The sequence below is a fragment of the Streptomyces sp. NPDC093795 genome, from assembly GCF_044764665.1.
GTDB lineage: Bacteria > Actinomycetota > Actinomycetes > Streptomycetales > Streptomycetaceae > Streptomyces.
The window spans coordinates 484,824-507,239 of sequence record NZ_JBIWIO010000001.1; the positions used below are offsets into that span (position 1 = coordinate 484,824).

At 71.5% G+C, this 22,416-nt stretch carries 25 protein-coding genes and 1 pseudogene; 10 read left to right on the forward strand and 16 right to left on the reverse strand.

What is annotated here, in order from left to right:
• Positions 1–85: 85 nt before the first annotated feature.
• From ACIRB7_RS02240 to ACIRB7_RS02260, 5 genes are all read left to right on the forward strand, one after another.
• The gene (locus ACIRB7_RS02240; RefSeq protein ID WP_403591141.1) at positions 86–1,192 is read left to right on the forward strand and encodes a substrate-binding domain-containing protein; all 1,107 of its coding nucleotides are present in this window, start codon (positions 86–88) and stop codon (positions 1,190–1,192) included.
• Positions 1,193–1,293: 101 nt separating this feature from the next.
• Positions 1,294–2,622, forward strand: coding sequence for an ABC transporter substrate-binding protein (locus ACIRB7_RS02245; protein WP_403591143.1), 1,329 nt, complete (start codon positions 1,294–1,296; stop codon positions 2,620–2,622).
• Positions 2,623–2,626: 4 nt separating this feature from the next.
• The gene (locus tag ACIRB7_RS02250; protein ID WP_403591146.1) at positions 2,627–3,514 is read left to right on the forward strand and encodes a carbohydrate ABC transporter permease; all 888 of its coding nucleotides are present in this window, start codon (positions 2,627–2,629) and stop codon (positions 3,512–3,514) included.
• Positions 3,511–4,365, forward strand: a complete 855-nt coding sequence (locus ACIRB7_RS02255; RefSeq protein WP_403591148.1) for a carbohydrate ABC transporter permease — start codon at positions 3,511–3,513, stop codon at positions 4,363–4,365. Before ACIRB7_RS02250 ends, ACIRB7_RS02255 begins: the two co-directional genes overlap by 4 nt.
• Positions 4,366–4,382: 17 nt before the next feature.
• Positions 4,383–5,402: a hydroxyacid dehydrogenase gene (locus tag ACIRB7_RS02260; RefSeq protein WP_403591151.1), complete on the forward strand. Its 1,020-nt coding sequence runs from the start codon at positions 4,383–4,385 to the stop codon at positions 5,400–5,402.
• A 52-nt stretch (positions 5,403–5,454) separates the two neighbouring features.
• Here ACIRB7_RS02260 and ACIRB7_RS02265 read toward each other — a convergent pair whose 3' ends face one another.
• Positions 5,455–7,152 (reverse strand): hypothetical protein, encoded by a 1,698-nt coding sequence (locus tag ACIRB7_RS02265; protein WP_403591153.1) that lies wholly within the window; start codon positions 7,150–7,152, stop codon positions 5,455–5,457.
• Here ACIRB7_RS02265 and ACIRB7_RS02270 point away from each other — a divergent pair.
• On the forward strand, positions 7,069–7,821 hold the full coding sequence (locus tag ACIRB7_RS02270; RefSeq protein WP_403591156.1) for a transposase: 753 nt from the start codon (positions 7,069–7,071) through the stop codon (positions 7,819–7,821). The genes ACIRB7_RS02265 and ACIRB7_RS02270 overlap by 84 nt on opposite strands.
• Before the next feature lie 37 nt (positions 7,822–7,858).
• Positions 7,859–8,521, forward strand: a complete 663-nt coding sequence (locus tag ACIRB7_RS02275) for a class I SAM-dependent methyltransferase (RefSeq protein WP_403591158.1) — start codon at positions 7,859–7,861, stop codon at positions 8,519–8,521.
• Between the two features lie 85 nt (positions 8,522–8,606).
• Here ACIRB7_RS02275 and ACIRB7_RS02280 read toward each other — a convergent pair whose 3' ends face one another.
• Positions 8,607–9,008 (reverse strand): hypothetical protein, encoded by a 402-nt coding sequence (locus ACIRB7_RS02280; RefSeq protein WP_403591161.1) that lies wholly within the window; start codon positions 9,006–9,008, stop codon positions 8,607–8,609.
• 46 nt (positions 9,009–9,054) lie between these two features.
• Between ACIRB7_RS02280 and ACIRB7_RS02285 the strand changes: the two genes are divergently transcribed.
• Positions 9,055–9,753 carry an ester cyclase gene (locus ACIRB7_RS02285; protein ID WP_403591164.1) on the forward strand — a complete coding sequence of 233 codons (699 nt, stop codon included), beginning with the start codon at positions 9,055–9,057 and terminating at the stop codon, positions 9,751–9,753.
• Positions 9,754–9,866: 113 nt separating this feature from the next.
• Here the strand turns inward: ACIRB7_RS02285 and groL are convergent, their stop codons facing one another.
• The 4 genes from groL to ACIRB7_RS02305 all read right to left on the reverse strand — a co-directional run bounded on the left by groL (position 9,867) and on the right by ACIRB7_RS02305 (position 13,300).
• Positions 9,867–11,501, reverse strand: a complete 1,635-nt coding sequence (groL, locus tag ACIRB7_RS02290) for a chaperonin GroEL (protein ID WP_403591167.1) — start codon at positions 11,499–11,501, stop codon at positions 9,867–9,869.
• A 131-nt stretch (positions 11,502–11,632) separates the two neighbouring features.
• Complete coding sequence (gene groES, locus ACIRB7_RS02295; RefSeq protein ID WP_073810087.1) at positions 11,633–11,941, reverse strand: co-chaperone GroES; 309 nt, start codon at positions 11,939–11,941, stop codon at positions 11,633–11,635.
• Between the two features lie 175 nt (positions 11,942–12,116).
• Positions 12,117–12,380, reverse strand: coding sequence for a hypothetical protein (locus tag ACIRB7_RS02300; RefSeq protein WP_403591170.1), 264 nt, complete (start codon positions 12,378–12,380; stop codon positions 12,117–12,119).
• Positions 12,377–13,300: a polysaccharide deacetylase family protein gene (locus tag ACIRB7_RS02305; protein ID WP_403591173.1), complete on the reverse strand. Its 924-nt coding sequence runs from the start codon at positions 13,298–13,300 to the stop codon at positions 12,377–12,379. Before ACIRB7_RS02305 ends, ACIRB7_RS02300 begins: the two co-directional genes overlap by 4 nt.
• A gap of 130 nt (positions 13,301–13,430) precedes the next feature.
• On the opposite strand from ACIRB7_RS02305, the gene ACIRB7_RS02310 reads away from it, so the two are divergent.
• Positions 13,431–14,621, forward strand: a complete 1,191-nt coding sequence (locus tag ACIRB7_RS02310) for a methyltransferase domain-containing protein (protein WP_403591176.1) — start codon at positions 13,431–13,433, stop codon at positions 14,619–14,621.
• 68 nt (positions 14,622–14,689) lie between these two features.
• Here ACIRB7_RS02310 and ACIRB7_RS02315 read toward each other — a convergent pair whose 3' ends face one another.
• The 7 genes and pseudogenes from ACIRB7_RS02315 to tsaB form a co-directional block, all read right to left on the reverse strand.
• On the reverse strand, positions 14,690–15,316 hold the full coding sequence (locus ACIRB7_RS02315) for a hypothetical protein (protein ID WP_403591179.1): 627 nt from the start codon (positions 15,314–15,316) through the stop codon (positions 14,690–14,692).
• A gap of 410 nt (positions 15,317–15,726) precedes the next feature.
• A pseudogene (locus ACIRB7_RS02320) lies at positions 15,727–16,083 on the reverse strand (hypothetical protein).
• Between the two features lie 82 nt (positions 16,084–16,165).
• Positions 16,166–17,113: a polysaccharide deacetylase family protein gene (locus ACIRB7_RS02325; RefSeq protein ID WP_403591182.1), complete on the reverse strand. Its 948-nt coding sequence runs from the start codon at positions 17,111–17,113 to the stop codon at positions 16,166–16,168.
• A 46-nt stretch (positions 17,114–17,159) separates the two neighbouring features.
• Positions 17,160–17,414 carry a hypothetical protein gene (locus ACIRB7_RS02330; RefSeq protein ID WP_403591184.1) on the reverse strand — a complete coding sequence of 85 codons (255 nt, stop codon included), beginning with the start codon at positions 17,412–17,414 and terminating at the stop codon, positions 17,160–17,162.
• A complete protein-coding gene (gene tsaD, locus ACIRB7_RS02335; RefSeq protein ID WP_403591187.1) occupies positions 17,411–18,526 on the reverse strand; it encodes a tRNA (adenosine(37)-N6)-threonylcarbamoyltransferase complex transferase subunit TsaD in 1,116 nt (371 codons plus the stop codon). Before tsaD ends, ACIRB7_RS02330 begins: the two co-directional genes overlap by 4 nt.
• Positions 18,527–18,557: 31 nt before the next feature.
• Positions 18,558–19,019: a ribosomal protein S18-alanine N-acetyltransferase gene (gene rimI, locus ACIRB7_RS02340; RefSeq protein ID WP_403592447.1), complete on the reverse strand. Its 462-nt coding sequence runs from the start codon at positions 19,017–19,019 to the stop codon at positions 18,558–18,560.
• Between the two features lie 23 nt (positions 19,020–19,042).
• Entirely contained in the window at positions 19,043–19,699 is a 657-nt protein-coding gene (gene tsaB / locus ACIRB7_RS02345; RefSeq protein ID WP_403591190.1) for a tRNA (adenosine(37)-N6)-threonylcarbamoyltransferase complex dimerization subunit type 1 TsaB, read from the reverse strand.
• A gap of 120 nt (positions 19,700–19,819) precedes the next feature.
• On the opposite strand from tsaB, the gene ACIRB7_RS02350 reads away from it, so the two are divergent.
• Positions 19,820–20,362, forward strand: coding sequence for a hypothetical protein (locus ACIRB7_RS02350; protein WP_403592450.1), 543 nt, complete (start codon positions 19,820–19,822; stop codon positions 20,360–20,362).
• Positions 20,363–20,388: 26 nt separating this feature from the next.
• Here the strand turns inward: ACIRB7_RS02350 and ACIRB7_RS02355 are convergent, their stop codons facing one another.
• The 3 genes from ACIRB7_RS02355 to ACIRB7_RS02365 form a co-directional block, all read right to left on the reverse strand.
• Entirely contained in the window at positions 20,389–20,562 is a 174-nt protein-coding gene (locus tag ACIRB7_RS02355; RefSeq protein WP_403591193.1) for a hypothetical protein, read from the reverse strand.
• Between the two features lie 133 nt (positions 20,563–20,695).
• A complete protein-coding gene (gene tsaE, locus ACIRB7_RS02360; RefSeq protein WP_403591196.1) occupies positions 20,696–21,196 on the reverse strand; it encodes a tRNA (adenosine(37)-N6)-threonylcarbamoyltransferase complex ATPase subunit type 1 TsaE in 501 nt (166 codons plus the stop codon).
• Between the two features lie 10 nt (positions 21,197–21,206).
• Positions 21,207–22,415 (reverse strand): alpha/beta fold hydrolase, encoded by a 1,209-nt coding sequence (locus tag ACIRB7_RS02365; protein ID WP_403591198.1) that lies wholly within the window; start codon positions 22,413–22,415, stop codon positions 21,207–21,209.
• Position 22,416 lies beyond the last annotated feature (1 nt).

The window sequence follows — 22,416 nt, forward strand, 5'->3', positions numbered from 1 at the left end:
GGAGCGAATGATCGAAACTCTCATCGTTCGATCATTCCTAGGCTAGGGTCGGGGAACCACGACCACCGCGAGGGGGAACTGCGCCGTGCGCGAGAGTGCTGCCGAACGACACGACCGACTGCTGGCCCTGGTGCGCGAGCGCGGCACCGCCCGCGTCGCCGAACTGGCCGAACGGCTCGGGGTCTCCCCCGTCACCGCCCGCCGCGACGTCGAACTCCTGGCCGGCCGGGGCCTGCTCGACCGGGTGCACGGCCAGGTGTCCTGGCCACGGCGGCAGGGCGGCCCGGCCGGCGGGCGCCCCGGTGAGGGCCTGGTCATCGGCCTGCTCGCCCCCTCCGCCACGTACTACTTCGCCGAGGTCATCCGGGGGGCGCACGAGGCGGCCGCCCGCGCCGGGGCCCGGCTCGTGCTCCGCGTCTCGGACTACCGGCCGGAGGAGGACAGGGCCCGCACCGAGGGGCTGCTCGCGGCCGGCGCGGAGGGCGTGCTCGTCGCGCCGGGCTGGCGGGGCCCCGAGGACCGGCTCGCGTACGGGGACTGGCTGGCAGAACTGCCCGTTCCCGCCGTCCTCCTGGAGCGCCGGGCCGTGCCGGGCAGCCCGCTCGACGGCCTGGACCGGGTCGCGTCCGACCACGGCCACGGCGTCCTGCTCGCCCTGCGCCACCTGCTGTCCCTCGGCCACGCGACGCCGCTGCTCGTGGCACGCGGGGACTCCCCGACCGCCCTCGCGGTGCGCGCCGGTTACGCCGAGGCCCTGGTGACGCTCGGCCTCGAGGAACCGCGGCCGGTCATCGACTCCGTACCGGCCGAGGCGGACCCGGAGGGCTTCGAGCGGGCGGTGCGGGCCCTGCACGAGGCGGTCGGCTCGGGCCTCGCGAGCGCGGCCCTGGTCCACAACGACGTGGACGCGATCGAGATCGTGCAGCGCCTCTCCGAGCTCGGCGTACGGGTGCCGCAGGACCTGGCCCTGATCGCGTACGACGACGAGGTCGCCGCGCTCGCCGACACCCCGTTGACGGCGGTCGCCCCGCCCAAGCGGCAGGTGGGCCGGCACGCCACCGAGCTGCTGGTGGAGCGACTCGCGGAGGGCGACGCGGGCCCCGAGGAGGAGGCGGCACGGCGCCATCTGGGTCTGCTGCCGAGGCTGCGGGTGCGGGACTCGTGCGGAGCGCACTCCACGACCACTATCTGATCTTTTTTCGATCAATCAATCTTTCGCTCTTGACTTCGGTCATGAACGGTCACAGGATCACGGCCACAACCTCCCCGCCGCCAGCCCTCAGGAGCCGTGCCGTGACCCCTAGTTGGAGCAGAACGTCCCGTGTCATAGCCGGAACCGCCACCGCCCTCGCCGTCCTCACGGCCTGCGGCGGCGGCGGTGACGACACCGCGAGCGACAGCGCGAACAAGCCGAACGGGCCCGTGACCATCACCTTCTGGGGCTGGGCCAAGGGCTCCAAGGACGTCGTCGACGCCTTCAACGCCTCCCACACCGACATCCAGGTGAAGTTCGAGGAGATCCCCTCCGGCACCGCCGGCGGCTACGCCAAGATCTCCAACGCCGTGAAGGCCGGCAACGCCCCCGACCTCGTCTCCATCGAGTACTCCTCGCTCCCCGAGTTCGTCAGCTCCGGCGCCCTCCAGGACATCGGCGGCGAGTTCACCGAGGCCGAGCGCGCCAAGCTGCTCCCGCAGACCGTCGAACTCACCACCCTCGGCGGCAAGACCTGGGCCGTCCCCTTCGACGCCGCCCCGCAGGCCTTCTTCTACCGCAAGGACCTCTTCGCGAAGTACAAGGTCGAGGTCCCCGCCACCTGGGACGCGTTCAAGAAGGCCGCCGAGCAGGTCAAGAAGGCCGACGCCAAGGCCCGTATCGCCACCTTCTTCCCGGACGACCCCACCACCTTCGAGGCCATGGCCTGGCAGGCCGGCGCCCAGTGGTTCAAGGCCGAGAACGACACCTGGAAGATCGACACCACCGACGCGGCCACCACCAAGGTCACCACCTACTGGCAGGGCCTCCTCGACGCCGGACTCGTCCACAAGAACGCCTCCTTCAGCCCCGAGTGGACCGGCTCCCTCAAGAACGGCACCACCATCGGCTACCTCGGCGCCTCCTGGGGCGCGGGCGTCCTCAAGGGCACCCTGCCCGAGCAGGACGGCAAGTGGGCCGTCGCCCCCATGCCCAGCTGGGACGGCAAGCCCGCCAGCGGCATGCTCGGCGGCACCTCCTTCGCCGTGACCAAGGACAGCAAGCGCAAGGCCGCCGCCGTCACCTTCGCCGAGTGGATGTCCACCACCGAGGCCGGCGTCAAGGCCCGGATCGCCTCCGGCACCTCCTCCGCCTTCCCGGCCGCCACCGCGCTGCGCCCCGTCGCCAAGAAGGCCTTCGACGCGAGCTACTACGGCGGCCAGGACATCTACGCCCTCTTCGAGGCCTCCGGCGCCTCCATCAGCCCCAACTGGGCCTGGGGCCCGACCACCGGCACCACCAACACCACCATCAAGGACAACTTCGGCAAGATCACCCAGGGCGGTCCCGGCATCGCCGACGCCGTCAAGGCCGGTCACGACGCCACCGTCGCCGAGCTCACCAAGCGCGGCCTGAAGGTCGAGGGCTGACGGAATGAAGGCCCGCACCCGCGCCGCCACGATCCTGCTGACGCCGTTCTTCCTGCTGTTCACCGCGGTGATGGTGGTGCCGATCGGATACGCGGTCTGGCTCAGCCTCTTCACCGAGAAGCAGTCCGGACTGGGCTTCGGCGGCACCGAGACCGTCTTCACCGGCCTCGACAACTACACCGCGGCGCTGGGTGACCGGGCCTTCCGCGAGGGCTTCGGCGTCCTGCTCGGATACTGCCTGTTCTACATCCCGCTGCTGCTCGCCGGAGCCCTCGGCCTCGCCCTGCTGCTCGACTCGGCCCTCGCCCGCGCCCGCCGCTTCTTCCAGCTCGCGCTCTTCCTGCCGCACGCCGTCCCCGGCATCATCGCCGCCCTGATCTGGGTCTACCTCTACACGCCCCAGCTCAGCCCGGTCGTCCAGGCCATGGAGGCCGGAGGCATCGGCTTCGACTTCTTCTCCCCCGAAGGCGCCCTGCCCTCCATCGTCAACATCGCCCTGTGGGAATGGCTCGGCTACAACATGGTCATCTTCTACGCGGCCCTCCAGGCCATCGACCGCTCCGTCCTCGAAGCGGCCACCGTCGACGGGGCCGGCGCCTGGCGCATCGCCTTCTCCGTCAAGATCCCGCTGGTCAAGGCCTCCCTCGCGATGGTCGGCCTCTTCACGGTCATCGGCTCGCTCCAGCTCTTCACCGAGCCGCTGATCCTCAACAAGGGCACCGGCTCCGCCGTCACCTCCACCTGGACGCCGAACATGTACGCCTACACCGCGGCCTTCGACCGCAACGACTACGGACTCGCAGCGGCCGCCTCCGTGCTCCTCGCCCTGACGGCGGCGCTGCTCTCCCTCGCCGTGACCCGACTGACCGGCCGGAAGGGGAAGCGCGCGTGAGCAAGCCCCGTACCCCCACCGTCTGGCTCTCCAAGGCCGCCGTCAACGGCGCCCTCGTCCTCGCCGTCGTCTACATGCTCTTCCCCCTCGTCTGGCTGCTCACCGCAGCCACCAAGGACGCCGGAGGCCTCCTCGCCGGAAACGCCTTCTCCTTCGAGGGCTTCGACCTCGGCGGCAACCTCTCCCGGCTCGCCGAGTACAACGACGGCATCTACTTCCACTGGTACCTGAACAGCCTCCTGTACGCCGGATTCGGCGCCCTGGCCTGCTCGCTCGTCAGCGTCGCCGCCGGATACGCCTTCCACGTCTACGACTTCCGGGGCAAGGAGAAGCTCTTCGGTCTCGTCCTCGTCGGCGTGCTCGTCCCCACCACCGCGCTCGCCCTGCCGATGTACCTCCTGGCCAGCGAGGTCGGCGTCGTCAACACCTACTGGGCCGTCCTGATCCCCGTCCTCGTCAACCCCTTCGGCGTCTACCTGTCCCGGGTCTTCTGCGCCGGCTACATCCCCGACGAGGCCCTGGAGGCAGCCCGTATCGACGGGGCCGGCGAACTGCGCGTCTTCTGGTCCATCGGTCTGCGCATGGTGATGCCCGGCTTCGTGACCGTCTTCCTCTTCCAGTTCACCGCCATCTGGAACAACTTCTTCCTCCCCCTGGTGATGCTGTCGGACCAGAAGCTCTACCCGCTGAGCCTCGGCCTGTACGCGTGGAACAGCAACGCCCACGCCGAACCCGACTTCTACCCCCTCGTCGTCACCGGGTCCCTGCTCGCCGTCGTCCCCCTCGTCGTCGCCTTCGTCTCCCTCCAGCGCCACTGGAAGGCCGGTCTGACGGCCGGCAGCGTCAAGTGAGGAGCACAGGTACAACGATGCACCCGACCACTGACAGCCGCCCTTCCCTCCTCCTCGCGATGGGTGAAGGCGTCGCGGGACGCCTCCTCACGGACACCCACCGCACCCGCCTCACCTCCCTCGCCCGCACGGACCCCCGCCTCGTCGCCCACGACCTGGCCACCCCGGATCCACGCGTCACCGCCGCCCTCGCGGAGGCCGAGATCCTCCTCACCTGCTGGGGAGCGACCCCGCTCACCGCCGAGGTCCTCGACCGCGCGCCGCGCCTGAAGGCCGTCGTCCACGCGGCCGGCTCGGTCAAGCACCACATCACCGACGCCTGCTGGGAACGCGGCCTCCGTGTCACCTCCGCCGCCGCCGCCAACGCGCTGCCGGTCGCCGAGTACACGCTCGCCGCGATCCTCTTCGCCGGGAAACGGGTCCTCGGCTCGGCCCAGCGGTACGCGGAACTCCGCGCCGACCACGCCTGGCTCACCGAGTCCGCCGACTGGGGCAACTACCGCCGCACGGTCGGCATCGTCGGCGCCTCCCGCATCGGCCGCAGGGTCATCGACCTGCTGCGCCCCTTCGACATCGACATCCTCCTGTACGACCCGTACGCCGACGCCCCACCGCCCGGCGTGGAACTCGTCGGCCTCGACGAACTGTGCGCCCGCAGCACGGTCGTCTCCGTCCACGCGCCGCAGCTCCCGTCCACGTACCGCATGATCGGCGCCGCCCAGCTCGCCGCGATGCCGGACGGAACGACCCTCATCAACACGTCCCGAGGCTCCCTGATCGACGAGGAGGCCCTCCTCCCCCACCTCCTGACGGGCCGCCTCCACGCCACCCTGGACGTGACCGACCCGGAACTCCCGCCCCCCGGCTCCCCCCTCTACACCCTCCCGAACGTCCTGCTCACCCCGCACGTGGCGGGCTCCCTGGGCAACGAACTTCACCGGATGGCGGACCAGGCGATCGAGGAGATCGCGCGGTACGCGCGCGGTGAGCCCTTCGCGGAGGAGGTACGGGCGTCAGACCTCCAGCGTTCGGCGTAGGCCCAGGCACAGGCGCTCGGCCTCGACGACGGCCAGGGGGACGGCACCGGGTTCACTCCGCGGGACGGCGGGCAGGACCCGGTCCCAGGGCCCCAGGTGCAGCGCGAGCGCGAGGAACTCCCGGGCCCTGGCCGGATCGGGGTGGGCGAGCGCCAGGTCGGCGTAGCCGACGGCGCACCGGTGACCGAGAGAGTGCAGCCCGGCGAGGACCGAGGCCGCCCGCTCGTACTCCCCCGCCTCCACGAGATGACGGGCGACGGGGAGCGGAGCGTCCGGCGTGCTTCCCGGCAGCCCCCGGACGTATGCGGCGCCTCGTCACAGGCGCCGAGCAGTACGAGAGCGTGGGCGACACGGGGAGCCTCGGTCGTCCGGTACAGAGCGGACCCCTCGGTCCGCACCCGCGCGACGAGCCGCACGGCCTCCTCCCGCCGGTCGAGGGCCAGGAGGGCTCGTACGAGGTGGGGGACGACGTCCAGGCCGAAGCCCTCACGCCGGTACTCCTGCGCGTCGGCCAGCCACCGGTCCGCCTCGGCCGTCCGGCCGCCCCGGGCCAGGCCCACCGCGATGACCGCGAGAGTACGGGCACGAGAGCTTCGCTCATATCGCCGCGGCCGAGCGGGTCCCCGTCGGCCAGGACGAGCTCTTCGGCCTCCGCGACCAGTTTCTCGGCGCGGCTCCGTTCACCGATGTCGAGGAGCCTCCGGGCCACCGCGCACAAGCCCTCCACGGTGGTCAGCCGGTCCTCGACGCGCACGATCGCCAGCGCCCGGTCGACCCGCCCCGCGGCCGCCCAGGCCGCCGCGAGCCCGGCCGGCGCCCGGCCGCCCCCGCGGACCAGCTCCGCCCGCCGGAACCCGAGCCGCAGCATCGTCGCCACGAGCCCGGCCCTGTCCCCGCGCTCGAGGACGGCCTCCCCCGCCGCGCGGACCTCGCCCAACGGCCCTCCGACGCCGCCCGTCTCCTCGAGCAGCCGGTCGTGCCGCGCCCCGTCGAGGGCGCAGGCGAGCATCCGGTCCAGGTCACCGGCGGCCCGCACCATCGGGAAGAAGCCGTACAGGAGGTACGCGGGGGTGGTGGCCGGCCAGCCGCGGCCGCGCCATTCCTCCGCCCAGGCGTGCAACCGCGACCGGCCCCGGCCGAGTACGCCCTCGCCCAGCATCTCCCGTGCGCCCGCCGCCAGTTCCTCGTGCGCGAGCAGGTACGCCTCGCCCCGTACCGCGAACGTCCGCCCCGGGCCCGTACGCAGCACGTCCGCGACCCGGCAGGGCACCTCGCCGGTCAGCTCCGCGAGGTCGGCCGCCGTGAGGCCGCCGCCCGCCGCGGTGAGCAGCGCCAGCAGTTCGTACGGGAGTTCGCCCGCCTCCAGGAGCCGCTTCAGCTCGCGTTCCGCCTCCGCCCGGATCACGCGGGCTCTCGGGGAGGGGGACAGGATCCGTACGGCCTCCGGGTCCCGGAGGGGGTGGTCCTCGGGGACGTCGAGCGGGAGGAGGGGGTTGAAGCGTCCGGAGACGATGACGGGCAGGTCGTACGGGAGGACCGACGCGATCGAGCGGGCGTCCGAGCCCGTCGTCACGCCCCGGTCCGCGTCGAGACCGTCGACGAGGAGGACCAGGCGCTCGCCGCGCGCCGCGCAGGCCTCGGCCGCGGAGCCGTACAGGCGCAGCAGGTGCGCCTCGCGGGTGGCGGCGGTCAGGAGGGCGGGGAGGCCCTGCCCCGCCAGTTCCGCGAGCTGTTCCAGGACGACGTCCACGTACGCGGTGGCTTTCAGCTCGGCACGACCAGCCGAACCGTCAAACGGTACGCGGACGCCGCCAAGCCGGAAGACCTCTTCACCGGTCAGTGGCAGACCCGAACCTCGGTCCTCGGCGAGTACAAGCCCTACCTCGACGACCGCTGGAACGAGGGCCGCACCAACGCCTGGAAACTGTGGGAAGAGATCGTGCCGCTCGGCTACCAGGGCAGCTACCAGCGCGTTCGCGCCTACCTCCGCCAGAAACGCACCTCGCCACGGCCCGTGACAGCCCGCCCGCCCTCACTCCGGGCCGTCGCCGGATGGATCCTCCGCCGCCCGGAAACCCTCTCTGAGACCGAACACCTCCATCTGAAGAACATCCGGGCCAACTGCCCCGAGATCGACGCACTCACCAGCCACGTCCGGTCTTTCGCGACCATGCTCACCGAGCGCCAGGGCGAGCGCCTGCCGGACTGGCTTGCCGCCGTCGGACAGGACGACCTCCCCAGCCTCCACACGCTCGCTGCCGGCATCGACCGCGACCGCGAAGCCGTCATCGCCGGCCTGACCCTGCCCTGGAACTCGGGCGTCGTCGAAGGACACGTCAACCGAATCAAGATGCTCAAACGTCAGAAGTTCGGCCGTGCAGGATTCCAACTCCTCCGGAAACGAGTCCTGCTGTCGTGACGTTCTGTTAACGCTGCCATTGCTTTCGTGGCTGCAAGTGGATGACCGCCAGAAGCTTTCTGCGGCTGGCTACGGTGATGTGATGGACTACTGGAACCACAACGTGCACTATCACCCGCTTGTCCTCGGGGCGGTGCCCGAAGCGTGCAGCACGGCCCTGGACATCGGATGCGGCGAGGGACTGCTGGCGCGCAAACTGGCTCACCATGTCCGCACCGTGACCGGAGTGGACAGCTCCAGCGAGATGATCCGGCTTGCCCGGGAACGCAGCTTGCATCTACGCAATGTGACCTTCGCGAAGGCGGACTTCCTCGACGACTCACATGGTCTGCTCATGGAAGGCCAATACGACTTCGCCAGTGCCGTAGCGGTAGTCCATCACGTCGAGTTCTCAAAGGCGATAAAGGCCATGGTCCGCCTGCTCGCGCCGGGCGGACGCCTGGCAATCATCGGCCTTGCCCGCAACAAGACTCCGCTGGACTGGATCACCAGTGGCGTTGGCATCCCGGCAGCCCGACTGAACGCCCTCCGCCATGGAGGCAAGACCGACCCGGACGATATGCCCATCCAATTGCCCACCATGGACTGGGGCGAGGTTCGCCAAGAGGCGACACGCCTCCTGCCCGGGTGCCGCTTCCGCCGCCACCTGCTGTGGCGCTACTCGCTCGTTTGGGACAAGCCTGCCGAAGGCGCGACGTGAGTCGAACCTGGACACTTCAGGAACTCCGCAGCTCTGTGAGTACGTCACTCACAGCAACGTAACCACAGAACCTGAGCCAGAACCGCTACCCGTGAACAAAGCCATACGCGGTGACGTCGTCCTGGGCACGGAGCCGGGCCGTGACGAAGAAGGGGACGATCCGCACCCCCGGCGGCGGGTTGCGGGCGAACCAGGACAGCAGGGCCGTCTTCCCCGCCCAGGCGTCCGCCCGCCACCAGACGTACGCGGGGCCGGAGTCGGCGCGGCAGAAAGCGGCGAGCTCCGCCGGCTCCTCTTCGCGGCCGACGAGTTCCGCGGGCTCGATCCGGCGTACCTGTTCGCGGTATCCGGAACGGACCGCCGTCGGTTCGGGTACGCCGATCCGGATATTTTCGCCGATCACGACGTTGCCCGCCGTGCTCTGGACCGTGATGTCGCCCGTTCCGTTCAGGACCGCGGCCGGCCGCTCTCCCCCTGCCTGCTGCATGCGCCCAACCTAGACTGGAAGGGTCCTACCTGGGTCGGGAGGCGTCATGAGCTTCGTACAAATCATCGACTGCAAGACCAGCCGGGTCGACGACCTGAACCGCCTCATGGATCAGTGGGTCGAGCAGACCAAGGGCAAGCGGACCGCCACCCACAGCATCGTCGGCAAGGACCGCTCGGACGCCTCCCACGTCGTGGAGATCGTCGAGTTCCCCTCCTACGACGTGGCCATGCGGAACTCGCAGCTCCCCGAGACCGACCGGATCTTCCGGGAGATGGTCGCACTCTGTGACGAGATGCCGACCTTCACCGACCTGGACGTGGTCCGCGACGAGGCGCTGTACAAGACCACCGCCCGCAGGCTCCTGGAGATGATCGCCCGCGAGCAGGAGCTGGCGCTGCTCGACGAGGTGCTCGCCGAGGGGTACCACGACCACGATCCGGCCAACGCGCAGGACGTCATCGGCATGGACGCCGTCCGGCGCGAGGTGGAGATGTGGCGCGGCGGCTTCGACTTCGGCTTCACCGTCGAGGACCAGATCGCCGAGGGCGACCGGGTCTGCACCCGCTGGACCTGGAAGGGCTCCCACACAGGTGACTTCATGGGGCTCCAGCCGACCGGCATGGAGGTGACCATGACGGGGACGACCGTCCACCGCTTCCGGGAGGACGGGAAGATCGCGGAGGGGTGGTGGGCGTACGACCTGCTCGGGCTGATGGGGCAGCTCGGCGCGGTGGAGGCCTGACGACGTGGCAACGGCTGAGGCCCGGTGCCCCCGCGACGGGGGCACCGGGCCTCGGTGATCAGCGATCGGCGATCAGCAACCAGTATTCAGCGATCAGTGATCGGCTACGAGCCTCAGTGGGAGTGGCCGTGACCGTGGCCGTGGCCGTGGCCGTGGTCCGCCGGCTCCTCTTCCTTCTTCTCCACCACGAGGGTCTCGGTGGTGAGGAGGAGGGAGGCGATCGAGGCGGCGTTCTCCAGGGCGGAGCGCGTCACCTTCACCGGGTCGATGACGCCGGCCTTGACCAGGTCGCCGTACTCGCCGGTCGCGGCGTTGAAGCCCTGGCCCTTGTCGAGCTCCGCCACCTTGGAGGTGATGACGTAGCCCTCGAGGCCGGCGTTCTCGGCGATCCAGCGCAGCGGCTCGACGGCGGCGCGGCGGACGACCGCGACACCGGTGGCCTCGTCGCCGGTCTTGTCGAGGTTGCCCTCGAGGACCTTGACGGCGTGGACGAGCGCGGAGCCACCACCGGAGACGATGCCCTCCTCGACCGCGGCGCGGGTCGCGGAGATGGCGTCCTCCAGACGGTGCTTCTTCTCCTTCAGCTCCACCTCGGTGGCGGCGCCGACCTTGATCACGCACACGCCGCCGGCCAGCTTCGCGAGGCGCTCCTGGAGCTTCTCGCGGTCCCAGTCGGAGTCCGTGGACTCGATCTCGGCCTTGATCTGGTTGACGCGGCCGGAGATGTCCTCGGCCTTGCCGCCACCGTCGACGATGGTGGTGGCGTCCTTGGCGATGGTCACGCGGCGTGCGGTGCCCAGCACGTCCAGACCGGCCTGGTCGAGCTTGAGGCCGACCTCCTCGGCGATGACGGTGGCACCGGTGAGGGTGGCCATGTCGCCGAGCATCGCCTTGCGGCGGTCGCCGAAGCCGGGGGCCTTGACGGCCACGGCGTTGAAGGTGCCACGGATCTTGTTCACGACCAGGGTCGACAGGGCCTCGCCCTCGACGTCCTCGGCGATGATCAGGAGCGGCTTGCTGGCGCCGGCCTGGATGACCTTCTCCAGGATGGGCAGCAGGTCCTGGATCGAGGAGATCTTGCCCTGGTTGATCAGGATGTACGGGTCGTCGAGGACGGCCTCCATACGCTCCTGGTCGGTGACCATGTACGGGGACAGGTAGCCCTTGTCGAAGGCCATGCCCTCGGTGAAGTCGAGCTCAAGACCGAAGGTGTTGGACTCCTCGACGGTGATGACACCGTCCTTGCCGACCTTGTCCATCGCCTCGGCGATGAGCTCGCCGACCTGCTGGTCCTGCGCGGAGAGCGCGGCGACGGCGGCGATGTCGGACTTGTCCTCGATCGGGCGCGCGGTGGCGAGGAGCTCCTCGGAGACGGCCTTGACGGCGGCGTCGATGCCCTTCTTCAGGGCGGCCGGGGAGGCACCGGCGGCGACGTTGCGCAGGCCCTCGCGGACCAGGGCCTGGGCGAGCACGGTGGCGGTGGTGGTGCCGTCACCCGCGATGTCGTTGGTCTTGGTCGCCACCTCCTTCACCAGCTGGGCGCCGAGGTTCTCGTACGGGTCGTCGAGCTCGACCTCGCGGGCGATCGTGACACCGTCGTTGGTGATGGTGGGGGCGCCGAACTTCTTGTCGATGACGACGTTGCGGCCCTTGGGGCCGATCGTCACCTTCACCGTGTCGGCAAGCTTGTTGACGCCGCGCTCAAGGGCGCGACGGGCGTCCTCGTCGAACTTCAGGATCTTCGCCATGGGAGCGGTTCAGCCCTCTCGGAATCGGGTGGAACGAGCGGCGCCCCGGGGCGCCTGGAAGAGGCCTCGGGGCGCAGCTCTGAGCATCTGGTCCAGTGCTCGGTACTTCGGTACTTCAGAACTTCGGTGAATTACTTCTCGACGATCGCGAGCACGTCGCGAGCCGAGAGGACGAGGTACTCCTCGCCGTTGTACTTCACCTCGGTGCCGCCGTACTTGCTGTACAGCACGATGTCGCCGGTCTGGACGTCGAGCGGCAGGCGCTCGCCGTTCTCGAAGCGGCCCGGGCCCACGGCCAGGACGACGCCCTCCTGGGGCTTCTCCTTGGCGGTGTCCGGGATGACCAGGCCAGAGGCGGTGGTCTGCTCGGCGTCGAGCGGCTGGACCACGATGCGGTCCTCGAGCGGCTTGATGGCAACCTTGGAGCTGGTGGTCGTCACGATCCGACCTCCCCCTTCGGAGATCACGGGGTTAACTGTCTGAGGTGGCGACCAGGTGGATCCGTCGTCGCGGGTGCCGGACCTGCCCGTCGCTGTGTTGGCACTCTCCGGTGGGGAGTGCCAGAGCTGAGACTATGACCGCGATTAGCACTCGGTCAAGCGGAGTGCCAATTCCTCACTCCGTGGCGGTCGTCCGGCGGCCCTCCGGCGCTCCCGCGACCGGCGCCCGGGTGCTCGCCGGGGTCGCGGCCGGACCGGGCGCGGGGGCCGCGCGGCCGGCCGGCGGTACGGGCTTCGCGTCGGGGGTGCCGACCCGTTCGACGGCCTTGCGGCCGAGCCGCTCGATGGAGTCCACGGTCGAGGCGCAGCCGCTGAGGGCGAGCAGTGCGCCGACGAGCACGGCTCCGGCGAGCGGCCGGTGCGCGGCTGACCGGCTCACACGTAGTCCTCGAGCTTCGCGACCGCGTACCCCTTGGCCGTGATCACGTTCATCACCCGGCGGATCATGTCGGGCATGGTCCCCTTCCAGTCGTCCTTGCCCCGGAAGTGGGTGAGCACGATGTCGCCGGGGTGCAGGTCCCGGTCCCACTCGCGCCACTCCATGTGGTCGGGGAAGGCCTCGGACGCCCACAGCGGGACCGCCTTGACGCCGCAGGACTTGGCGGCGCGCAGGGTGTCCTCGTTGTAGTTGCCGTAGGGCGGGCGGAAGAGCGGGGGCCGCTTGCCGAAACGTTTCTCGATGACGTCCTGCATGCCGCAGATCTCGCGCTTCTGCCGGCTGTACGAGAGTCCCGGCAGGTACCGGTGGTTGAGGGTGTGGTTGTGCAGCGACACCCCGCCCTCCTGCGACTTCTGCATCCGGGCGAAGTAGCCGTAGTCGTCCTTGATGACGTAGTCGCTGATGAAGGCGCTGTAGGGGATCCGGAGTTCGTTCATCATGCGGAGCAGGGCGGGGTCCTTCTCCGCGCCGTCGTCGATCGTGAGGAAGACGATCTTCTGCTTGGTCGGCACGGTGGTGAAGACGGGCGGCAGGCCTTCGCCGTCCGTCTCGAAGCCCTTGCGAGTGGTGACCCTCGGCTTCACGGCGGGCGGTGCGGGCGCGTCGAGCGGGGTCCGGGCGAGGCCCCACTTCTTCGCGGCGAGCACCCGGGCGGCGCGCTGCTCACGGACCTTCTCGACGTACGCGTTGAGCGCGCCGGCCGCGCCCTGCGCCTGGGGGGCCTGCTGACCGGCGGCGGGGGCGGGCGCGCCGACGTCCCGCTCGGCGCCGTCCGAGCAGGCCGTGGCGGCGGAGGCGAGGGAGGCGACGACGAGGGCGGCCCCGAGCACCCGGGACGAACGGTGCACACCTTTTGCCATCATTTTTTCCTTTTGTCGTACGAGTCGTATGGCGCCGCATCCTGTCAGCGCGGACGTCCGTTCCCGGCCGCGACACCGCCGTACCGCACCCCACGTCCCCCGGCCGGCCCACAGCGTCACAGGGGCCACAATGGGACGGGTGACCGACCTCGCCTCCTTCGCCCCCCTGCTCGGCCCCGAGGGGCAGACCCTCCTCACCGCCCTGCGCGACTACGACCCCGCCCAGGAGCTGGCGGTCGCCTCCCGGCTGCGCCGCGACCACTCCGCGGAGCTGGTCACCGCGGCCATCGGCCAGGCACGGCTGCGGCAGCGGGCGGTCGCGAAGTTCGGCGCGGAGGACGCGTACCGGATGTACTTCACGCCGAACGGCGTCGAGCAGTCGACCCGCGCCTCGGTCGGCACCCACCGGGCGGCCCGTCTGAAGGCGCTCGGCGTCGGCAGCGTCGCCGACCTGTGCTCGGGGATCGGCGGCGACGCGATCGCCCTGGCCCGCGCCGGGATCTCCGTCCTCGCCGTCGACCGCGACCCGCTGACCGCCGAGGCGGCCCGCGCCAACGCCGAGGCGCTCGGCCTCGCGGAGCTGATCGAGGTGCGGTGCGCGGACGTCACCGACGTCGACACCACCCCGTACGACGCGGTCTTCGTCGACCCGGCGCGGCGCGGCGGCCGGGGCCGGATCTTCGACCCGGAGGCGTACTCCCCGCCGCTGTCCTGGGCGGTCGAGGCGGCCCGCAAGGCGCCGCACGCGGCCCTGAAGGTGGCCCCGGGCATCCCGCACGAGGCGGTGCCCGCCGACGCCGAGGCCGAGTGGATCTCGGACGGCGGGGACGTCAAGGAGGCGGTCCTCTGGTTCGGTACGGAACCGGGCGCCCGGCGGGCCACGCTGCTGCCCTCGGGCGCGGCCCTCGCCGGCCGGGGCCTGCCCGACCCGGCGGTCCGCCCGGTCGGCCGCTACCTCTACGAGCCGGACGGCGCCGTCATCCGCGCGCATCTGGTCGCCGAAGTGGCGGAGGAGGTGGGCGGCGGCCTGATCGACGCGACGATCGCGTACGTCACGGCGGACGCGCTCGTCCCCACCCCGTACGCCTCCACCTACGAGATCACCGACGAACTCCCCTTCAACCTGAAGAAGTTGAAGGCCCTGCTGCGGGAGCGGGAGGTGGGCACCCTGACGGTGAAGAAGCGCGGCTCGGCGGTGGAGCCCGAGGAGATCCGCCGCAAGGTGAAGCCGAAGGGCCCGAACGCGGCGACGGTCCTGCTCACGCGGGTGGCCGGGGCGCCGACGATGCTGATCGGCCGACCGGCGAGGCTCGACGGCTGAAGCTCGACGGCTGAGGCTCAGCGGCGGTTGAGGCTCAGCGGCGGGTGGGGCTCAGCGACGGGTGCGGCTCAGCGGCGCCCGCCGCCCGTCAGGCGTACCGCGAGGCGGTAGTGGCCGACGGCCTTCGTGAGGCCGGTGAGGCCCGTGATCCAGAGGATCAGGGCGACCCCCATGCCGTAGACGACCAGGCCGTAGCCGTCGTCCCGGCTGACGCCCGCCGGCACCGCGAAGCCCATCCAGAGGCCGAGCCCGCACATCGCGAAGGACAGCAGCAGCCAGCAGACGCTGAGGGCGGGGGCGCGCACCCGGGCGTCCGTCGGCCCGTGCCGGTCGAGGGCCGCCCACAGGACGAGCCTCTCGCGCACCACCCGGTCGCGCCGCAGGCTGCGGACGGTCAGCCACACGGCCGGGACGAGGACCCCGATGCCGAGGACGGCCGTGACGAGCCCCATCAGCATCATGATCGGGTCGGGCGCGGACCCGCCGAGAGAGATGAGCAGGACGCCGATCAGCGACCAGCCCAGTTCGAGCAGGAAGAACCAGACCAGGAACAGCACGAGCCGCCCGCCACCGAGCAGCCGCCTGCCGAGCTCGTCGAGCGCCAGCGCCCGGTCCGCGAGCCGCGCGTCCCGGTCGGGCCAGCTCCGGAGCTCGACGGGCGGGGGCGGCGGAGGCAACGGACTACGCGGGGACATGCCAAGCACCCTAAGCCCCGGCCCGATCACCGCACGCCGAGCCCCCGCACAGCCCCCGCACCCGACACGAAGCACCGAGCCACCGCGACCGGCCGGAAGCACCGCGCTGGAGCACCGCGCTGGAGCACCGGCCGCACTGATACGCCTCAGAGGCTGTCGAACGGAGGAGTGATCCGTACGACGACGATCAGCGACGCCCTCGGAGCGGCCAGGAAGTAGAACCAACCCCCCGCCGCGTCCATGCGCCGCAGGCCCCCGCTCTCGGGCCCTCGCCCAATTCACCGACGTCCACGCCCATCTCGGCGAGGTCCACCAACGGGGCGGTCAAGCGCTCGACCTCAGCGACCACCGACGCCGGAACACCTCCGGCGACGTGCGCGCTGTCAGGGTCGTACTCCCATCGCCAGCTCTCACTCACCGCCGGCCCACGCCACCGCGTCCCGGGCATCGTCGAGCATGCGGCCCAGCCGGCCCGCGGCTTCCCGGACCTGGTCCGCGTCGCCGGTCGCTGCGACGGATTCAAGCTCCCGGAACCGTGCCGCGAGTCGCGGCTGACGCTGGATGTGGACATAGACGGCTCAGTGCGCGGTGAATCGGCGCAGCGGCGCGAGATCCGATCCGAGACGGGACTGGTCCGCCGCCAGGTCCAGCTCACGGGTGAACGCCGGCAGCGACGCCGGGGCGATCTGCGCCACCGCCTGCCGCAGCGCTGTGACGGTCGACGGTGGCTGCGGGATCAGCGGCTGATCGGATGCGCCGGCGGTCATGTGTTCTCCCATGGACGGGATGGTGAACCGTACGGCAAGCCTAGCGAGCAGGAATCCGGAACCGTCATCCGATCCGGTGACCTCAGACGTAGTCCTCCAGGCGCGCCACCGTGAAGCCCTGTTCCTGGATGCGGCGCAGCATCGTGGCCGTCATCTCCGTCATCGTGCGGCCCTTGAGTTCGGACGGGCCGCGGAAGTGGGCCAGGATGATGTCGCCGGGGTGCAGTTTCCGGTCGCCGCGCTGGTACTGCATGTTCTTGATCTGCATGGACTCCCGCCACAGCACGATCGCGTCCACCCCGCACTCGCCCGCCGCCGCGCGCGTGGCCTCGTTCCAGTTGCCGTAGGGCGGGCGGAGGAGGCGCGGGGCCTTGCCGTACCGCTGCGTCAGCTTCGTCTGCTGACCGCAGATCTCGCGGCGCTGGGCGTCCTGGGAGAGGGTGCGCAGGTTGGGGTGGGTGAGGGTGTGGTTGGCGAGGCCGTGGCCCTGGGCGACGAGCGGGGCGAAGTACGCGTAGTCGCCGCGGATGGCCGCGTCGGTGAGGAACATCGTGACCGGGACCTTGAGGTCCTTCATCATCGTGACGAACTCGGGGTCCTTCTCCGCCCCGTCGTCGATCGTGATGAAGACGATCTTCTCGGTGGTGGGGATGTCGCTGATGACGGGGACCGGGCCGCCGGGCGGCCGGACGACCGGCTTGGTCGCGGGCGGGGCGGGCGGCGGCGCGAAGGGCCTGAGCCCCCACTTGCGGTACGCGGCGGCGGCAGCGGAAGCCGCTCCGGGCGCCTTGTCCCCGGCGCCGCCGGCCTCAGCCGCGGCTCCCGCGCCGCCGGCCTCAGCCGTGTCCCCCGCGCCGCCCGCCTCAGCCGTGTCCCCCGCGCCGTCCCCGGCCGTGCCCCCCGCCGACGCGCCACCCCCGCTCGCCGTCGGTGTCCTCGGGACGGGCGCGACGGGGTTCTCCGCCGCGCAGCCGGTCACCATCAGGGCGGCGGCGGTGAGGGCCGCCCACAGCGCGATCGTCTTCTTCACGCGTTGTGGGATGCCCGCGCCGGTCGAAAGGTTGCCCGAACCTCGGCTATTCCACCGATTCGAAGCGCCAGCGGTGGACCGGACGGGCGATCAGCTCCGCGTCCGGCTCCGGCAGCTCGGGCAGCTCCGCGTCGAAAGTCTCCGCCTCCCACCAGGTGAGCACGAGGACCCGGTCCTGCGGGGCGCGGAGGATCTCCCGGCGCTGCGGCTCGTACGGGAGGACCTGGGACCTGGCCCACTCCAGGAGCTCGGCGCCCCGGCCCTGCGCGGCCCGCGCCTCCCACATCAGGGTGACCCTCATGAGTAGAGGTTCTCCTTGCTGACCTCGTGCACGTGATCGTGATCGTGGGAGTGGCCGTGCGCGTGCGCACCCGGCACGTGCGGGTCCGTCACCGGAAGGGAGGAGTCCGCGGAGAGCTCCAGGTCGGAGGCGGCCCGGTTGCGGGCGACCATCTCCGAGCCGAGGGCCGCGACCATCGCGCCGTTGTCCGTGCACAGGCCCGGCCGCGGCACCCGCAGCCGGATGCCGGCCCGCTCGCAGCGCTCCTCGGCGAGGGCCCGGAGCCGCGAGTTGGCGGCGACTCCGCCGCCGATCATCAGATGGTCGACGCCCTCGTCCTTGCAGGCCCGGACGGCCTTGCGGGTGAGCACGTCGACGACGGCCTCCTGGAATGACGCGGCCACGTCCCGTACCGGCACGTCCTCCCCGGCCGCCCGCTTGGCCTCGATCCAGCGGGCCACGGCGGTCTTGAGGCCGGAGAAGGAGAAGTCGTACGCGGGATCCCGCGAGCCGCTCAGACCGCGCGGGAACGCGATCGCGGCCGGGTCGCCCTCCCTGGCGAGCCGGTCGATGACCGGGCCGCCGGGGAAGCCGAGGTCGAGGACGCGGGCGATCTTGTCGAAGGCCTCGCCGGCCGCGTCGTCGATGGTGGCGCCCAGGGGGCGCACGTCGGAGGTGATGTCGGCGGAGAGCAGCAGCGAGGAGTGCCCGCCGGAGACGAGGAGGGCCATCGTCGGCTCGGGCAGCTTGCCGTGTTCGAGCTGGTCGACGCAGATGTGCGAGGCGAGGTGGTTGACGCCGTAGAGCGGCTTGCCGAGGGCGTACGCGTAGGCCTTGGCGGCCGAGACGCCGACGAGCAGCGCGCCCGCGAGGCCGGGCCCGGCGGTGACGGCGATGCCGTCGAGGTCCCTGGCGGAGATCCCGGCCGTCTTCAGGGCGCGCTCGATCGTGGGGACCATCGCCTCCAGATGGGCGCGGGAGGCGATCTCGGGCACGACGCCGCCGAAGCGGGCGTGGGTGTCGACGCTGGACGCGATGGCGTCGGCGAGGAGGGTGGTCCCGCGGACGATGCCGACGCCGGTCTCGTCGCAGGAGGTCTCGATGCCGAGTACGAGCGGTTCGTCAGCAGCCATCAGTGATTCCAGCCATGGGTCGGTACGGACATCAGATCTCGGTCTCGGTTCCTTGAACGGTCAGTCGCATCACGAGCGCGTCCACGTTTCCGGGCTGGTAGTAGCCGCGCCGGAAACCGATGGGCTCGAAGCCGAAGCGCTCGTACAGCTTCTGGGCCCGGGTGTTGTCCACCCGCACTTCGAGGAGTACCTCGTCGCACTCGAAGGCGGTGGCTTCCTTGAGGAGGTCGGTGAGGAGCCGCGCGCCGAGGCCGGTGCCCCACTGGTCGCGGGCGACGGCGATGGTCTGCACGTCGCCGAGTCCGCCCGCGGCGGCGAGTCCGGCGTATCCGACGAGCCGCCCCTCACCGTCCTCCGCGACGATGTAGTGGCGGGAGGCCCGCGGCCCGCGCGCGTGCGCGAGTTCCGACCAGAACATCCCCGCCGACCAGGCGTCCTCGGGGAACAGCTCGTCCTCGAGGCTCAGCACCGGCGGGATGTCCCACCAGCGCATCTCCCGCAGCTCCACGGCGCCGGTCACTTCGGTGTGACCACCTTGTAGTTCTTCGGCACCTGCGCGTCGGGGCGGCGCAGGTACATCGGCAGCGGGTCGAGGAACCCGTCCCCCCCGGCCGCCAGCTTCTCCGCGGCGAGCGCGGCGAGCGCCGCCGCCGACTGGTGCTCGGGGTCGCGGGCGTCGGGGAAGGCCTCGGGGTAGAGGCGGGCGCCCGCGCCGACGACGGGGAGGCCGGCGAGCCGCTCGGCGATGTCGGCGGGCCGGTCGACGGCCGCGTCGGTCACGCGCGTGCGGGAGTCCTCGTAACGCGCCCAGTAGACCTCCTTGCGGCGCGCGTCCGTGGCGACGGCGAAGGGCTCGTCGATCCCGGAGGCGTACGCGAGGCCGTCGAGGGTGCACAGTCCGTGGACGGGCACTCCGAGGGCGGAGGAGAAGGCCGCGGCCGTGACGAGGCCGACGCGCAGGCCGGTGTACGGCCCCGGGCCGACACCGACGACGAGGCCGGTGACCGCGTCGAGCTTCAGCCCGGCCTCCTTGAGGACCCGGTCGACAGCGGGCAGCAGCAGCTCCCCGTGGCGGCGGGCGTCGACCTGGCTCGACGAGGCGACGACGGCCTCGCCGTCGTGGAGGGCGACGGTGACGGCGGGGGTGGCGGTATCCATGGCGAGCAACAGCACGCGAACAGCCTACGGCTCCCGGGCACGGTGCCCGGCCCCTCGTTCCCCCGGCTGCTACCGTCACCCTTCGATACGTTCGTACGAGAGGTGGGCACGGTGGCACGGAGCAGCTCGGGAATCGTGGCCGGGCTCACGGCGGCGGCCGTCGCCGCGGTCTGCTTCCTCGCGTACCAGGCCTCGGCCAACGTCCCCGCCGATCTCAAGGAGAAGCCGCGGACGCCGGCCACCGCGGCCCCCTCGATCTCGCCGAGCGGCGGCCCGAAGCAGCCGACCGCGGACCCGCTGGCCGTCCCGGCGAACTCGGGCACGGGTGAGCGGGTCGTGTACGCGCTCGCCGACCGCCGGGTGTGGCTGGTCGACGCGAAGGGCAAGGCGACCCGTACGTTCCCGGTGATGCCGAGCACGGTGGACCCGGCGCCCGGAACGTACGGCGTGACGTCCCGCTCGGGTTCGGTCCGGGGCTCGGACGGCGTGCAGATCGAGCACGTGGTGCGGTTCGCGACGGCGCAGGACGTGGCGATCGGCTTCAGCGCGGCGGTCGACGGCTCGATGCCGAGCCCGGACCCGACGAAGAAGACGGGCGGCGTCCGGATGAAGCGGGCCGACGGGGACGCGCTGTGGATGTTCGCGGTGATCGGCGCGAAGGTCGTCGTCGTCGCCTGAGTCGTACGGCGAGCCCTCCGACGTCCTTACGCGGCCTCGTCCCGCACGTCGGCGGGCTCCTCCCGCCGCTCCCCCGCGGCCTGGTCCTGCTGCCGGTTCCGGGGTGGTGTCGAGAGCGCGCGGGCGGCCACGCAGGACGCCAGCAGGTCACTCATCGAGACGTGGTCCCGGTTGTGTTCCGCGCGCTCCGGCGTCGCCATGCATGCCTCCCGTAGGTTAGGTACACCTAACCAGCTCGTGGGTCCATGTCACCACGGCACGTACGAACGACGCAACACCTTCCCGACACGTTGTCGGAATCTACGTACCCGCGTGTCCACCGCGTACCCCTCGTCAGAGCACGCCCAGGTCCTCGTCGGCCCAGCGCGGGCCGATCCCGCGCAGCACGACCGTGCGCCGGTCGTCGTCGGTGTCGCCGGTCACCCGGTGGATGAGGAGGTGCAGCCGGTCGTCGGTCAGCTCCTCGACCTTGCCGTCACCCCATTCGACGACGATGACCGATTCGGGCAGGGAGACGTCCAGGTCGAGGTCCTCCATCTCGTCGAGACCGCCGCCGAGGCGGTACGCGTCCACGTGCACCAGGGCGGGGCCGCCGACCAGGGACGGGTGGACGCGGGCGATGACGAACGTCGGGGAGGTGACCGCCCCCCGCACCCCGAGCCCCTCGCCGAGGCCCCGGGTCAGGGTGGTCTTCCCGGCGCCGAGCTCGCCGGTGAGCATGACGAGGTCGCCGGGGCGGAGGATCTTCGCGAGGCGGCGGCCGAACTCCTGCATCTGCTGGGGGGAGTCGACGGAGAGGGTTGCCCCGGAGACGGGCGGGTGCGCTGCTTCCATACCCGCCAATTTATCCGTTGCCGGTGTCCGGATTCGCCGTGCCCGTCGTCGCCGGCGTCTCCGGGACCGCACCCGCCCGCACGAGCAGGTCGGCGAGGCGGTCGGTGACCACCTCCGGGTGCTCCAGCATCACCAGATGGCCGCCGTCCGGGACGATGACGAGCTCCGCGTCGGGGAGCAGATCGGCGATGGCCTCGGTGTGGGAACTGGGCGTCACCAGGTCGTTGTCCCCGGCGAGCGCGAGCACCGGCACGTCACGGAAGACGGGCAGGGCGGCGGCCTTGTCGTGCTCGGCGAAGGCCGGGTAGAAGGCGGCGACGACGTCGATCGGGGTCGACTCGATCATCCGCTCCGCGAAGCGGGCGACCGCCGGATCCACGTCCCTCGACGCGAACGAGTACTTCTTGATCAGCCCGGCGAACAGGTCCGCGGTCGCCCTGCGGCCCCGCTCCACCAGCTCCGCCTGGGCGCCGAGCGCCCGCAGCACCCCCGGCAGGACCCGGCGGACGGCGTTGACGCCGGCGATCGGCAGCCCGTACGAGACCTCCGCCAGCTTCCCTGCCGAGGTGCCGACGAAGGCGGCGCCGACGACCCGGTCCCGGACGAACTCCGGGTACCGGTCGGCGAGCGCCATGATCGTCATGCCGCCCATCGAGTGCCCGACGAGGACGAGCGGGCCCTCGGGCGCGGCGACGTCGAGGACGGCCTTGAGGTCGCGGCCCAGCTGGTCTATGGCCACCGGCACCGCGGCGGGACCGGCCTGGGAGAGGCCCTGGCCGGAGCGGCCGTGGCTGCGCTGGTCCCAGTAGACGGTACGGACGAGACCGCGGAGCGCCGCCCGCTGGAAGTGCCAGGAGTCCTGGTTGAGGCAGTAGCCGTGGCTGAAGACGACGGTGACGGGGGCGGGTTCCTTGCGCCCGAAGAGCCTGCGGCGGCGGGCGGGCGGGGTGTCCGCCTCGACCTCGTCCACCTCGTAGTACAGGACGGTCGCGTCGTCGGCGAGGGCCCGGCCCGGGGTGCCGCGCAGGCCGCCGTAGGGGCCGGTGGCGTCGAGGGCGAGCCGCGCCTTCTGGCGTACGGAACGGCCGACGGTGAGCCGCTCGACGGCGACCCCGGCGGCCGCGCCGGCGGCCAGGACGCCTATCGCGGCCCCGGCGAACCCGGCGCGCCGCCAGCTGCTGGTGACGGTGGTGCCACCGATACCGGTCACCTCGCCCACG

What these genes read in the sequence shown, in the direction of transcription:
- ACIRB7_RS02250 (WP_403591146.1), top strand. Translation starts at nt 2,627, where the DNA reads ATGAAGGCCCGCACCCGCGCCGCCACGATCCTGCTGACGCCGTTCTTC.
- ACIRB7_RS02280 (WP_403591161.1), bottom strand. Translation starts at nt 9,008, where the DNA reads ATGCAGCAGGCAGGGGGAGAGCGGCCGGCCGCGGTCCTGAACGGAACG.
- tsaE (WP_403591196.1), bottom strand. Translation starts at nt 21,196, where the DNA reads ATGGAAGCAGCGCACCCGCCCGTCTCCGGGGCAACCCTCTCCGTCGAC.
- groL (WP_403591167.1), bottom strand. Translation starts at nt 11,501, where the DNA reads ATGGCGAAGATCCTGAAGTTCGACGAGGACGCCCGTCGCGCCCTTGAG.
- ACIRB7_RS02355 (WP_403591193.1), bottom strand. Translation starts at nt 20,562, where the DNA reads ATGGCGACGCCGGAGCGCGCGGAACACAACCGGGACCACGTCTCGATG.
- rimI (WP_403592447.1), bottom strand. Translation starts at nt 19,019, where the DNA reads ATGCGCTGGTGGGACATCCCGCCGGTGCTGAGCCTCGAGGACGAGCTG.
- ACIRB7_RS02305 (WP_403591173.1), bottom strand. Translation starts at nt 13,300, where the DNA reads ATGGCAAAAGGTGTGCACCGTTCGTCCCGGGTGCTCGGGGCCGCCCTC.
- ACIRB7_RS02310 (WP_403591176.1), top strand. Translation starts at nt 13,431, where the DNA reads ATGGGACGGGTGACCGACCTCGCCTCCTTCGCCCCCCTGCTCGGCCCC.
- ACIRB7_RS02330 (WP_403591184.1), bottom strand. Translation starts at nt 17,414, where the DNA reads ATGAGGGTCACCCTGATGTGGGAGGCGCGGGCCGCGCAGGGCCGGGGC.
- ACIRB7_RS02260 (WP_403591151.1), top strand. Translation starts at nt 4,383, where the DNA reads ATGCACCCGACCACTGACAGCCGCCCTTCCCTCCTCCTCGCGATGGGT.
- tsaD (WP_403591187.1), bottom strand. Translation starts at nt 18,526, where the DNA reads ATGGCTGCTGACGAACCGCTCGTACTCGGCATCGAGACCTCCTGCGAC.
- ACIRB7_RS02315 (WP_403591179.1), bottom strand. Translation starts at nt 15,316, where the DNA reads ATGTCCCCGCGTAGTCCGTTGCCTCCGCCGCCCCCGCCCGTCGAGCTC.
- ACIRB7_RS02285 (WP_403591164.1), top strand. Translation starts at nt 9,055, where the DNA reads ATGAGCTTCGTACAAATCATCGACTGCAAGACCAGCCGGGTCGACGAC.